Source organism: Promicromonospora sp. AC04 (assembly GCF_003058225.1).
Classification (GTDB): Bacteria; Actinomycetota; Actinomycetes; order Actinomycetales; family Cellulomonadaceae; genus Promicromonospora.
The window spans coordinates 1192933-1206192 of sequence record NZ_QBUG01000001.1; the positions used below are offsets into that span (position 1 = coordinate 1192933).

Genomic DNA, 13260 nt, shown 5'->3' on the forward strand with positions numbered 1-13260 from the left:
GCGGCGGCACGCCGGGTCCCCACAGGCACAGCAGGCCGTGGTCTCCGCGTGATCCTCGTCGGTCGCCATCAGTGGTGCTCCTCGTGACTCGGATCCGCAAGGGGCCGCCGGCTCGTTCGCCGGGGGTTCAGAGCCAGGTGGCGTCTGAGGCTCTGCCCCGCGCCGGCAAGAGCATCGGTGATCTTCTCGGGGAACGTCACGTAGACGTAGTCGAGGGACGCGACCTTGTCGAACAGCAGCATGACGGCCTCGCGGTGCGGGATGCCGCGGCTCATGAGGTAGAACAGCTCGTCCTGCTCGAGGACCGGCTGCCCGCCGAGAGCGACGAGGCACGCGTCGGGATCCGACGCGAGCTGCATGGGCCGCTCGGCCACGACATATTCGTGCGGCCACAGATGCAGGTCTCCCGCCGGGGTAGCGATGATGGCCTGCTTCGGGTAGATCCTCACGCCGTTGGCCGTCAGCGCCCCGGAGTTGAGTTCGTGCGGGCGGGCTCGCCACATGCTCAGGTGTGGGACCCGGAACCGTGACCGCAGCTCGGTGAAGGGCTCCTCGACCACGAGGATCCAGGCCCCGCCGTCCGGGATCGACTTGCCCTCCTGTTCGGGGAAGTACATCGAGGGGTCGAATCCTGCGGCTGCGGCTTCGAACCAGCCGTCGTCAGATGCCTTGGCTCGACGGGTCTCGTCCCAGGCGAGCCACTCGGGGGTGACCTGCGTACGCCGGGCATCTGCGTACTTTTTCGGGGCATGCGTGCGCTGGTTCGCCATCGCTCATCCCTCCTGCCTCTGCTCGTAGGCCTCAGGCGCACCTGACGCCGACGCGTTTCTTGGGATCATGGGGGCTCTCGGGCCAGCCCGTGTAGGGATGCTGGTCAGGCCGTCGTCACGGCGCGGACACCGCTCCGCTGGCGCAGACAGTGCCCGACCAGCAGCGACGAGAACGGCAGAGTCTGTCGCTGTGACCGTCACGGAGTGGTCGCCGACCCTGTCGCATCGCCGATCCCGAGCATGCTGACCACCTCACGTGCGGCCTCGACGGCCTCGGCACCAGTGCTGGTGTGGCGCAGTGCGAGGACGGCGACGGTAAGGCGTGCGTCTGCTGCCTGGGACGCGGCGATGAGAGGCAGCGGCTCGGAGTCGACGTCGCCGTTGGTGACGAGGTGGCTCCGGCGGAGCTGGAATCTGCCGAAGGAGCCCGCGCGTTCCCGGGCAGGGATCTTCGCGAAGCACGCCTTGCAGTGGACGGCGCGAGTCGTGCGCCCGCATCCGCCCGCGCACGGCTTGAGCCGCTGGTCGCGACCGCTGACGCTGGTCATGACCTGCCCTGCGCGACGACGGCGTACAGGTGGACGGTGACGGGGTGGGCACCCTCAGGTAGGTAGCCCACGTTCGGTCTGCGGTCGAGGTCACGGTGGCGCGAGTCGATGCAGAAGCAGGCCCAAGGGCCGGAGCGGACGTGCTCGGCGTCCAGCACGTCGCCGTCCTCCACGACGTGGACGTCCAGGGCCGGAACAGGGACGGTGGGTGTTTCGACGTCGCGGTCGTTCAGCAGGAGATCCTGCAACAGCTCGTTCATGGGTGCTCCTTGGGCGGGCCGGGGGGACAGCACGCCCCGGGGCGGGTTGAGGGTCGGTCGTGGGTACGGCCTGCCGGCCGGGGACGCGCTCGCAGGTGCCGTGCGTGGAACGCTCCGGGCGTCGTCGGCCGCGGGGCGGGATCAGCCGAACTCGAAGCACCGGCCCAGCAGAGCCGCCTCTGACGATCCGGTGACGGTCACGTCGTAGCTGGAGTCGCCGGTGGTGCGGCCGGTGCCGGTGAACGCGAAGAGCTCGTCGGCCGCCCAGTCCTGGAGGTCGTCCTCGGCGAGGCTCTGCGGCGGTGCCGCGACCACAGCGGACAGCACGAACGTCTGGATCGTCTCGTCGGGGTAGAAGTTGTCGATCGTGAGGTCGACGGTGATGGTCCGCTCCGTGCTGATCGGATCGTCCTCAGGAGAGGCATCTCGGCCTGCATCAGTGCGGCGGTAGAGCGCATAGACGCCCTCGTGATGGTCGATCTGCAACCAGTACGTGTCGCCGTCGTACTCGACGTCGTGCAGCTGACGGTGTGAGCGCTCCAGCTCTGCAACGGTCGTGTGCATGCCGGCTGGGCGCTGGTCCTGGCCCAGGTTGAGCAGATGCTCGGCGACTGCCCGGGTAGATCCGCCGCGGGTGTTGGCCGTGTCGACCGCACGTTCGTAGTCCCCGCCCGTGACCGTCGTGACGAGCTCGACGGCGGTGCTGGAGGTCATGGCTCCAGCTGCTTCCAGAGCGGCTCGACGGTGACTGCGACGAGCTCCGTGCCAGGGAAGTCGTCGTGCGCGGCTGCGAACCGGCGGCGGGCTCTGGCGGCCTCGGTGCGTGCGGCCTGTCTGCTCGCTATCGGGCCGGTGGTGCGTGCGAACGTGCGGGTCTTGTCCGTCTTGGGGCTCACCGTGCGCATGATGACCACGACGGCGAAGCCGTTCGCCTCGCTCGCCAGCAGGTCGTCCCACGAGGGGTAGTGCCGGTCGGTTCTGCTGCTGTAGGCCTGCATGAGGTCCTCCCTGGTCGTGGTCGGTGGCTGTGCTGAGGTGGACGGGACCAAGGCATGGGTGTGTGCCCGCGTCGTGGAGCGCTCCGTCGTGACGGGGCAGGCGCTCCGGGACGTCGCGGTGGGGGCCCGGTGCGCCGCGTCGGCGACACAGGCACGCCCCGGGCCCCTGGGGTGTCCCGCAGCACGCCCCACGGGACGTGCCGGTGCTCTGGTGAGCCACCGGTCTGGTTCGGGAACGGGTCGGGTGGACCCAGACGCCCGGCCCGTTCCCTCGGGCCGTCTCCCGGGTCGGCGCCGCCGACCCCGCTCCCCTGGCCCCCTCAGGGCGGGGACGTCGAGGGACGTCCTTACGCCCGCGGGTACGTGCGGGTGGTCGTCTCGATGCTTCGTGTTCCGCGCCGTCACGCGTGGCGGTGCCGATGCCTCACGTATTGGCCGGCGGCGCGGACGTCGGCTCGTGGGCCTCAGGCGCGCTGTGTTGCCCAGAGGTCGTTGAGGTCCTCGTGGATCTCTTCTTCCAGCACAGCCAGCAGGGCATGCTCGAGGGCGTGGTCGCCGGAGACCGCATGGATGAGGTCGTCCTGGACCTGCTGCTTGCCGGCCAGCACCTGGGGCATCCGTTCGTCCTGCGTGCCCTTGGCGATGAGCCGGTGGATGGTCACGGGCCGGGTCTGGCCCATGCGGTGCAGCCGGCCGTTGGTCTGCAGGTAGTGCTCGAGCGAGAACGGCAGCGTGTACCAGATCATCGTCGCGCCCCCGTCCTGCAGGTTCAGGCCGTGACCGGCGCTGGCGGGGTGCAGGAGCATCACAGGGATCTGCTGGGCGTTCCAGCGGCGGACCATGTTCCGCGAGCCGTCGAATGCTCGTGCCTCGATTCCGGCCTTCTCCAGACGCGCGAGCAACTGCTCGAGGTCCGAACGGAAGTGGTAGGCGATGAGCACGGGCTCGCCGCCGTTGTTCCGTACGAGGTACTCGACCATCTCGAGCTTCTTGTCGTGGATGACCTCGTACCGCCCCGCGGTGGAGGGTGCTTCCGGATCTGCCGTGTAGAGGGTGCCCGAGGCGAACTGCATGAGCTTGCTGGTGAGGACGGCCTGGTTCTCGGCGACGACGGTGCGGACGAGCTCCTGGTCCGGCTCGGTGACGAAGTCCTCGATCTTGCTCTGCCGGAAGTCGTCGTGGGCGGCCTGCCGCTGGCCGCCGGCGAGTGTGCTCAGGTGCGCCCGGATGGCGGCGGCCTCGGGCTCGGGTGAGCTGTTCAACCAGTGGTCGTAGGCGGCATTGGCCTTGCGCAGGGCCGCCTCGTTGACGACGTCCAGGACGAGGTTGTGCCGGAAGTCCTTGTAGGCCTGCAGCAGGTCGGGCGGGAGGGTGACGTTGACGTCGTGGATCGTGAGCGCCGGGAGTTGCAGGTTGGTGTTCTGCGCGCTCATCACTAGATGGGAGATCGCCTGGTAGATCTCCGGCTCGGCGTCCTCGGTTGCGACCCATCTCGCCGGCGTCCTGGTCCCACGAATCATCTTCGGCACGAACCAGCGGTCGCGGAACGTGTCGATGTCCCGCCCCAAGGCCCGCCCCTGGTCGAGCAGGAAGACCTGGCTCCACAGGTCGTGCAGACCGTTGGGGCTCGGTGTGCCGGTCAGCTCGACGAGCCGGGTGACTGCAGGGCGGACCTGCGCGAGAGCCTTGAACCGGTCGCTCGAGTGCGACTTGAAGCCCTGGGACTCGTCGATGATCACCGTCGGGAACGGCCAGATGATGGTGTCCTGGCCGTCGATCGTCTGGATGGGCATCTGGTCGACGAGTCCGAACCGGCACGCGGCGCAGCCGTCTCCGCCGCAGGACCGGCACACGTGGGTGCGACGCGCAATCAGCTTCGCCTTGACAAGCTCCTGAATCCAGGACTGGACCGTGGACTTCGCGGGCACGTTGCCGCCGGAACCGGTGGCCTCGGCACGGTAGGCGGCGATTAGCTCGTCCTGGCTGAGCGGCTCTCGTGAGCGGAGCAGGTCGAGCAGACAGATGACGTCCGTGGACACATCTGGGCCCGGCGTCGCGCCGCTGACCGTGCTGAGCAGCCGGGTCGGGTGGGACGGTTGGGTGAGCAGCTCCTGGTTGACGAAGTACATGGTCGGCGGGTCGGTGAAGACCTCGCGGAATCTCTCCAGGCGCTTGGCCCGGGACAGCTTCTTGTCGTTGTCGTCGACGATGAGCGACTTCGTTCTGATCGGGAAGTTCCACTTCTCGATCTCGTCGATCCACGTCGAGCGGGCGATCCCGACCGGCGCGACGACCAGGATGTGGCCCAGCGGGCGCAGCGTCTGCAGCACCGCCAGGGTCGTCAGGGTCTTGCCGGCCCCGACACCGAGCCAGGCTCCGGCAAACGGGCGGCTGATGAGGAAGTCATGGATCTGGCGTTGGTGCGGCTTCAAGCTCACTGCCGGGGCCGGGTTCGTGGTCATCTTGGGGTTCCTCCTGCAGGTTCGGCACCGTTCATGGCATGGGCGTCGGGCCGTGAAGCTCGTCGCCCTTTCCGGCGCAGGCCGGGTCTGCCCTGGTCTCGGTTCCTCGCGCCGCCTGGGCGACAGGAGGCGCGGCAGTCGAGGATTCGAGCTTCCTGGTCCACGAGCTGAGCGGGTCCTGGAACGCGTTCTGCACGGCGTCGCTCTGGCTCCTCCCGAAGCCGGCCGCGAGCAGGGCGCCGTCGTGGCTACGGATCGTCGCCGTCCACGGCCTGGCTCGCTCGAGCTCTCGGGCGTTGTCGTCCACGACGACGAGGAAGGTCGTGGTGACCATGCTGCTCATCTCCTGTGTCTGTTCCGGCCGGGCGTGCCATCGCCGCGGCGCCGTGTCGGTCAGGGCCCGTTCGTCAGCGGGCCGCTCCGTCCACCTGAGCCGGGGTGTCAGGTGGCGTTCATCCAGTTCTTGGTGAAGGTCTCGCCGAGCATCCGGGTGTAGACGTCCAGGTCGAGGCTGGTGACGAGCCGGTCGACCTGGTCGGGACGAAGCGCTCGCAGGTCGTCGTTGACGACCACGACCGGCCACGCCGGGTCGATGCCGTTGATGCGCCGGACCGCGACGTCCTGGTCGTCGGGCAGCACCCGTAACCCATCGGTGGCGATGGCCTCGCTGCGGTTCCTCGCCCACCCGTGGTGGCGCAGGATGTCCAGCGCGACCGGGTCGCGGCGCACGCCGGCGCTGCCGTTCGCGCGGCGCTTGTCCCGGCTGGCCGGGCTCACCTTCCATGCCCCGGCGTTGTGCAGGCTCACGGCCGCGGCGGTCCCGTTGTGGACGATGAAGATCCTGTTGACCATCTGCAATGTTCGCGGGTTCGTGAGCTGGGCGTCGCCGTCCGGCTCGGCATCCTGCACGTCATCGGACCCGATGTTGATGGGGTCGGCGGCGAACGGGTAGGTGATCGACCCGCGGGACGCGGCGATGACGTTCTGGAACAGCAGGAGCGTCGCCACGGGGCGTGCCAGGTCGATCGCTTCCTCGATCGTCTTCCGGCCCAGTACCGGGTCGAAGGTCTCGGCCAGGGTCTGTTCGCCTCTGCTGGCGACGGTCTGCAGGTAGCGGGCCAGCGCGAAGTCGATGACGGCGGGGTGGGCCAGCGACTTCGTCGGGGTAGGACCCGCGTGACAGGCCAGGGTTCCGCCGCCGGCCGCCAGGATCGCGCTGTCGGCGACGCTCCGTCCCGCGGGCGCGGGCTCCAGCTCGAGGCGGTTGTTGGAGTCCTTGCTGATCAGGAACATCAGCTCGGGTTCGATGTCGATGCCGATCGCGGCCTGATGCTCGGCGAGCACCTGGTTGTTGGTCGCCTCGTCGAATCCGTTGCCGCCGTCGACGACGGAGTAGAGGCCATCGGTGTTCGTGGAGATGATCCGTGCGCCGGCAAGGGTCTGGGCCTGTCCGATGCGCCAGCTGAAGAGCTGGCCGAGGATGCGCATGGAGATGATCTGGTTGTTCATCCTGATCGGGGTCCGGTGCGACGCGTCGCCGGCCCCGGAAGCCGCGTTGAGGATGAGCTTCGTGCCCTCACGCAGGGTCTTCAGCCGGGCTCTGTCCTGCGCGGAGGTCCCTGGGGTCTTGAGCGCCGCGCCCAGACGCTCCTTCTCGAAGAAGATCGTCGCGTAGCGGTCCTCCCCCAGCTCGGGGTTGTAGAAGGCCCGCATGTTGCGCAGCAGGTTCGGGTAGTAGCTGGTGAAGTCCTCGTGGATGACCAGCCCCGCGGAGGTGCGGGCGTATCTCGGGTGAAGCTTCGTGGACCTGTCGTTCGGGTCCCCCGTCTTGGTGACGAACAGGTCAGGGGCCTTGCGGACCGGCTCGTCGCGGTACGCGGCCCTGGTCGCCGAGGTGGCGGCCAGGACGACCTTCCCGTCGAGCAGGGTCTCGTCGGCCAGGCGCACGTGCAAGGCCTCGTTCTCCGGACGCTGGGTGGCGAGCAGCTCGGCGGGATCGGGTACCTGCTCCTGTGCGCGCGCGAGCTGGGCACCCTGTTCGGGGTCGCTCTTCTTGGGCTTGCGGTACTTGACCTTCTGCGGGTCGGACCCCACGAGCACGAGCCGCTTGTCGACATGGGTGCCGTCGGGCAGGGTCAGCAGGTTGTGCTGGCGTCGGGCCTCGGCGAGCAGGTCCTTCGGGTCCGGGTAGGCGACCTTGGCCCGTTGGAGCATCGTGTCGGCCTCGAAGTACGCGATCCGGTCCAGGGTAAAGGCAGACAGGTCGGCCTCGGCGCCATGGATGCCGCCGGTGGAGAAGGTCACGAAGCACGAGGACGGTGTGGCGTCGGGCCGGAAGTACGGCACGTTGTTCGGTGGCTTCGGCACGTCGCGCAGCGAGTTCGCCGGCAGTGTGAAGAGGTCCTGGTACTCGTCGGAGTCGTTGAAGTTCTTCCCCTCGATGGAGCGGTAGTAGCGCACCACCTCCATGAACTGGCGGTGCGCGCTGGCCTGCGCTCGGGTCGTTCCTGGGTTCGTGGCGGGGTCGGGTGCCACGTGTTCCTCGAAGAAGCGCACGCACTCGTCCAGGACGTTGACCTGGGCGATGCCTTGCTGTGCGGCGACCTCCTTGGCCGGGTAGAGGAACGAGACGGCCTCGATGTCGTTCAGCGGGGTGTACGGGGCGAGGATGCGGCCGACGAACTTCGCCGAGGACGCGTCGATCGTCAGCCGGTCCCGGCGGATCGTGCCGTCCTGGGCGTACACCGTCTCGCCGTACTGGGCGATCAGTCCGGCCTTGAGGTCGAAGCTGCTGGCGTAGACGGGGTGGTGGGACAGCTGCGCCAGGCCGAGGCAGTCGGAGACGTTGTACGCCAACAGCTCGTAGAGCTCCTCGAGGCTTCGGATCGAGGTGTCATGGCTTAGCTTGTCGGACTCCTTGATCTGGCCGCCGAGCATCCCGAGCAGGCGCTTGAGGCTCACCTTGAACTGTTGCTCGTTGAGGCGGGCGACGTCGAGATGACGGCCCGAGTGCAGCATTGCGCGGCGGATCCTTGCGGCGGGGCCGTCCCAGCCGAGGTAGCCCGGCATGTAGTCGTTGTGCTCGGCAAACAGCCGGTCGTTGTGCTCGCGCATCCCGCGCGCCGTGGCCGGCTGGAACAACCGGTCGCTGTGCGGGGCCGGGAACGCCTCGTGAAGGTAGAGCGCGAGCATGACCGTGTCGTAGTTCATCGAGTTGTACCCGGCCAGGAACGGGTGCTTGATCGGGTCGTAGCCGGGGTCCGTGTCGCACACGGGCCGCAGGTACGCGGGGTAGGCGGAGGGGCTGCTGGTGTCGGTGACCTGCTCCGCGTCGGACAGCCCCACGAGCTCGGCCAGGCGGAGGTTGCCGCGCTCACCGCGCAGGTTCCACAGCTGCACGCTCACCGGGGGCAAGCCGGGGTTGGAACGCACCACCACCTCGTAGAGCGCCTGCGGGTCGACCGCATCGGCGAGCTGTGCGTCGTCAGCGAGGAAGAAGATCTCCAGGCCGTCGACGGCGCTGTCAGGTTCAGGTGTGTAGGCGCACAGCGTGAAGACGTCGCTCAGCGACTCGATGTCGTAGAAGGTGAAGCGCGCGCTGTCGACCGTGACGGGTGTGTGCTGGCTGGTCATCAGGATGCCTTCTCTCGTCGTGCGGTCGTCAACCTCGTCCGCGTTGTCCGGTGTCAAGATCTGGCTCGGAGCGGGTCACGGGGACGAGGTCACCGCGGTCCGTCCATGCGCCGGGCGACCTCGGCCAGGAGCCGGGCCTTCGTGGTCGGGTCGGTCGCGATCTGCGCACGCAGGAGGAGGTTGGTGGTCCTCTGCTCGCGCGCGAGATCGGCCAGCGCCATGCTGAGACGGCGAGGTTGCGCGGCGTGATCGCACAGCACATGGGTGACCTGCGCGATGGTGTGAGCGATTGCGCGCATGGGTCTCACTCCTCGTCCGTGGTGTCGGCCGCCCGCGCGGGCGCGCCGGGGCGGCGCAGCAGTCCGCGGTAGCTGGCCCGCCGGACCGGCTGCGAGATCTTGCTCGGGTCCTTGCCCGTGTAGCTCGGGTTCGTCCACTTCTTCAGGTCGTACTCGGCGATCAGCGGCTCAGGGCCGTTCATCATCTGGCCCGGACGGATCTTGCGGTTCTTGTCCGGGCAATGCCACAGATCGTCTTTGCGGACGATGGCCACGAGGTCGGCGATGAACTGCTTGTTGCTCACCAAGGTGCCCGACGGAGAGACGTCGACGAACCAGGACTTGTACAGGTCGTACAGAAAGGTGAACGGCGCCAGATCCCACTCCAGCAGCTCCCGGAACTCCGCCCAGAAGGCGCGCACCGGGTCGTTGACTTCCTTGTACTCGGCCAGGACGATCTTCGTTGCCGCCGGCTCGGACAGCTCGTAGTAGTTGCCTGGGTCGGCGGCGCCGGCCCGGTTGAGGACGTACCACAGGACGAACTCGAGGACCTCGCGGCGCTGCAAGTAGTCGTCCTTGATGTACTTGCGCTCGCTGCCGGTGAAGCTCTTGGTGAACGGCACGAACAGCTGTCGGCGGTAGAAGGTCTCGGACTTGTCCTTCACGCGCGGGAACTCGTTGAGGCACTGCACCATGAAGCCGAAGAACTGGCAGGCAATGTGCGTCCGGTGCTTGCGGTTGATCAGGATGACGTCGTTGGTCACGATCGCCTTCAGGTTCGCGGCCTTGTCGATGTAGGTGCCCACGTCGTTCTCGTCGACGATGATGGCGTTGGCACGCACCAGCGGTTCCAGGGCGAACTCCTTGCCGAAGTCGCTCAGCGGGATGGAGGTGTGCGACCGGGGTCCGCACAGGTTGCGCATGAGTGCGCACAGGGTGCCCTTGCCGTTGTTGCCCTCCTCGGAGTAGAACCAGGCTGTCTTGCCCCAGGAGACGTGCGGGCGAATGATCGCGCCGATGATCTCCCAGAGCAGTTCGGGCACGCCTTGGTCGTCGGAGAGCTCCTGCATCCAGGACTCGACGTCCCATGCCGTGCCGTCATCCGAGTGGGTGATGACCGGGCTGGTGGGCGCGTCGCCATAGTCGACGTAGCACTTGGTCAGGAAAACCAGCGCAGGGTCGAACGGGTGCAGAGACTTGGCCTCGAAGTGGAACTCCTTGCCGGCGATCGTCAGGTCGCGTGCCTGGCGTCCGTAGTAGAAGACCCCGTTGTTCACCGCGATGAGGTCGCGGTGCGCGCACTGGTGGGTGCGCAGACTGTCCTCACGCAGGACAGCGAGGACTTCGTCGAACTCCTTGAGGGTCAGCTGGGTGTTGTACATCCGTGCCTGGGTCCGGATGTCGTCCTCGCTGGTCGTGTACGTGCCCCGGGCTGGGCCTGTGTTCTGGTACATCGCGAGCAGGTCGTACTCGCGGTCGGTGTCCTGGCCTCTCGGGGCGATGCGGATGATGTCGTGGAGACGCAGCAGAACCTGCGCGATCTGCCAGTTGGTCAGGCACCTGACCGGCTTGAGCTTCTCGGGGGCGGTGGTCGCCTTGGCGTTCTCGACCTTGGCCACGCCGTTGAGCATCCCCAGCAGCTCTCTCTCCAGGACACGCGGAGGCGGCGGGTCCCTCGGGTCCAGGGCCGCAAGGTAGGCCGTCGTCACCGTGGTGACGATCTCGTTCTGCGGCGCCATGTCGCCGTGCGTCGAGAAGTACCCCAGGACCCGTGCGAAGACGTCTGCGGCGGGGCTGGCGTCGCGCGCGACAGGAGAGTCGGCGAGGGCGGGCGTGCGGGCATCAAGTGTCGTCATGCTGCCGTCTTTCTCGATCGTGTCGAGCACCGCCGGCGAGGTGTGGGAAGCCGACCGAGCCCCGAATCGAAGGGAACGTGCACGCGACCCTACGCCATTCGAATGATCATTGCCAATGGTGTCGCGGTCGTATGACGCGATCATTGTCAATGATCGTCAGCGCGATGTCGAGGAGGTCGGAGGCTGCTCGCGGACAGCGTCGGGGGGCGCAGGAACATGTAGCCGCACCCGGTGGCGAGGGTGACGAGAAGAGGCGGCGTCCTGGTAGCAGACCCTGAACTGGTCGGTGGCCGTCGCGGCGGTGAGGTCAGGCCGGTGTCGTCACGGTTCCGGCAGCGTTCTCAGCGGCGACCTCTGCACCGTAGATGGCCTCCGGCTCGCCGTCCTGGACGGCTTTCTCGTAGGCGTCCTTGGTGGGGTACGAGTAGATACTGCCGGCGTACTCGACCAGCACAGGCTTGTCGTGCTCCTCGTCGTAGAACGACTTGAGCTCGGCGAGCGTGACCATGCGGCCGCTGGCGAGGATGGTGTAGGAGCTCTCGTCGGTCCAGCGGTCACAGACCGGCCCGGGCAGGTCGAACGCAAGGTATGCGTCATGACCGACCAGTTGGACGAGCTCGTTGTCGATGCTCGCGAGCTTGTCGTGGTTCTTGGACAGCATGGCCATGGTCGCTACCCGGCGAGCGAGTGCGGCCTGAGCCTTGACGGCACGACGCTCGGACTCCTTGGCTTCGGCCACCTCGAGTGCTCGACGTGCACGCTCGACGCGTGAGATGCGCGGTTTCCGTCTGGCCGGCGCCTCGACGGCTCCTTCAGGTGCAGTGGTGACGATCGTCTTGCTGGTCACTGGAGCGGGTCCTTCCGTCACTCGTGGTGGTGTGGCAGGTCGTACTGACAAAAATGGCGCACCTGATTGCCGGCGCGACGAACGGATCCTCGGGTCGACGATGCTTGCAGGCTGCGCAGGCGGGTGTGGCCTGCTTCCGACTGCCGATGTTCCTGGTCGTCAACGAGGCTCAGACCACGCGGGCGGCGGCAGCCGGCCGGGTCCTGGTCGATGTTCGCGGGATTCTTCGGCCCTGCAGGCACATCGGCATTCGCGGCGAAGCGTCGCCGGCCCCGGAGTACGCCTGCGGATCCAGGGTCGTTCGAAGGGTGTACCACGTGGCGTGGTACGAGCCTTACCCCAGGTCGGAGCAGCGATTGCGACCGGCGGCGGACGCGATGTGCCACGCGGGATTTAGCACGTGGTACACCCGTCTGCGCTGGTCAGCCAGGGGTTATAGACCCCTGTACCACTTGTACCAGGAATTAGGACCAAAATATGGAGGCAGGAAGCGACAGAGCATCTCTCAGATGCGGCCAACCCCTGCGGGCGTCCTAGGCAATCTTTCGAGTATTCGTGGTACTCGTGCCACATCGAGGAAATGCCGTGGCCAGCCAGGCACGATGCCGTACCACGGCTGTGTGTCCACGTGGTACCCGGCTATGGAGAAGCCTGCCGGGACCGGCTGTTTTCACAGGTCAGAGGCCAGTCCGCGACATGTACCACGCTGCGTGGTACGCCTTGCCGAGGGAACTCGCTGACTGCAAGGGGACAGCGGGCTGATCGGTCACCGTTTGCCCTCAGGGCCGGCCTGCCCTGTTGGCGGTGGGCTCTGACGAGCCCTTCGGGTGCACGCCCCGAGAGAACAGCTCCGGGCGCCGGAAGAGTGGATACACGAGGCGCGAGTCAGCGCCGGATTTTGATGAGTATCGAGGGCTGGCTGATCATTGCCCATGGTGGTTGGCGATTGATATTCTCGAGGTTGGGTAATGCGGCTGTCGTCGCCGTTGTTGCACTGGAACGTGAAGACAGAAGGGCCGGAGGGCAACCCTGTGGGAAGGGAGCCCTCCGGCCTTTCTGCACGCGCCGAGCAGTGTCACACGTAAACTGCAGCGTCCCGATCTCGCTGATAGTGCCCGTGAGGTGCTGCGGGACGTGGGCCGCGAGACCATTCCGGCCCCTCGACCGCATACAGGATCTCGTAGTTGATCGTGGTGTTGCGGTTGAGCGGGTTCTCACCGGCAGTCCTGCATGTCCCGATTTTGCGGAAGCCATGGACGGCACCGGCGCGCTCGAAGAAGCGGTGCAGCTTCTCTCGGACGCGCTCTCGCGCGTGGTCCGGCGTGACGCCGCTGGCGGACACGACGAAGACGTGGGTGTAGCCGCTGTCGAAGGTGGGCAGCCCGCCAAGGTCGAGATCGAGGCCAATCTTCGCGCGGCCAATATCGAGCGGGTCGGGAGGGATGAGCCGGCCTCGCGCGTCGTACGCGCAGGCGCTGACGGCTGCCATGATGGGCTCCTCTCCCTTGTCGAGCATGGCACCTGAGTGGATGACTCCAATCAGCCACAACCCCGGTGACCGGGTCGCCCGGTCACCCGTGCAGCAGGTCTGCCAGGAGGAGCCGTTCT

The 13260-nt window shown here is 67.2% G+C and carries 12 protein-coding genes; all 12 read right to left on the reverse strand.

From position 1 onward, the window contains the following. Positions 1-68 precede the first annotated feature (68 nt). Positions 69-770, reverse strand: a complete 702-nt coding sequence (locus tag C8K30_RS05105) for a hypothetical protein (protein WP_108491733.1) — start codon at positions 768-770, stop codon at positions 69-71. 197 nt (positions 771-967) lie between these two features. Next, positions 968-1318 carry a hypothetical protein gene (locus C8K30_RS05110; RefSeq protein ID WP_108491734.1) on the reverse strand — a complete coding sequence of 117 codons (351 nt, stop codon included), beginning with the start codon at positions 1316-1318 and terminating at the stop codon, positions 968-970. Next, complete coding sequence (locus C8K30_RS05115) at positions 1315-1578, reverse strand: hypothetical protein (RefSeq protein WP_108491735.1); 264 nt, start codon at positions 1576-1578, stop codon at positions 1315-1317. Before C8K30_RS05115 ends, C8K30_RS05110 begins: the two co-directional genes overlap by 4 nt. 141 nt (positions 1579-1719) lie before the next feature. Beyond that, positions 1720-2292 (reverse strand): hypothetical protein, encoded by a 573-nt coding sequence (locus tag C8K30_RS05120; protein ID WP_108491736.1) that lies wholly within the window; start codon positions 2290-2292, stop codon positions 1720-1722. Beyond that, positions 2289-2576, reverse strand: a complete 288-nt coding sequence (locus C8K30_RS05125) for a hypothetical protein (RefSeq protein ID WP_108491737.1) — start codon at positions 2574-2576, stop codon at positions 2289-2291. Before C8K30_RS05125 ends, C8K30_RS05120 begins: the two co-directional genes overlap by 4 nt. A 464-nt stretch (positions 2577-3040) precedes the next feature. Then, complete coding sequence (locus C8K30_RS05130; RefSeq protein ID WP_108491738.1) at positions 3041-5038, reverse strand: DEAD/DEAH box helicase; 1998 nt, start codon at positions 5036-5038, stop codon at positions 3041-3043. 31 nt (positions 5039-5069) lie between these two features. Further along, positions 5070-5372 carry a hypothetical protein gene (locus tag C8K30_RS05135; protein WP_108491739.1) on the reverse strand — a complete coding sequence of 101 codons (303 nt, stop codon included), beginning with the start codon at positions 5370-5372 and terminating at the stop codon, positions 5070-5072. A 107-nt stretch (positions 5373-5479) separates the two neighbouring features. Beyond that, positions 5480-8671, reverse strand: a complete 3192-nt coding sequence (locus C8K30_RS05140) for a hypothetical protein (protein ID WP_108491931.1) — start codon at positions 8669-8671, stop codon at positions 5480-5482. Between the two features lie 89 nt (positions 8672-8760). Next, on the reverse strand, positions 8761-8970 hold the full coding sequence (locus C8K30_RS05145) for a hypothetical protein (protein ID WP_108491740.1): 210 nt from the start codon (positions 8968-8970) through the stop codon (positions 8761-8763). A gap of 5 nt (positions 8971-8975) precedes the next feature. After that, positions 8976-10805 (reverse strand): phage/plasmid primase, P4 family, encoded by a 1830-nt coding sequence (locus tag C8K30_RS05150; RefSeq protein WP_108491932.1) that lies wholly within the window; start codon positions 10803-10805, stop codon positions 8976-8978. A gap of 307 nt (positions 10806-11112) precedes the next feature. Then, on the reverse strand, positions 11113-11652 hold the full coding sequence (locus tag C8K30_RS05155; RefSeq protein WP_146197343.1) for a hypothetical protein: 540 nt from the start codon (positions 11650-11652) through the stop codon (positions 11113-11115). Between the two features lie 1075 nt (positions 11653-12727). After that, entirely contained in the window at positions 12728-13141 is a 414-nt protein-coding gene (locus C8K30_RS05160; protein WP_146197344.1) for a hypothetical protein, read from the reverse strand. Positions 13142-13260: the final 119 nt, after the last annotated feature.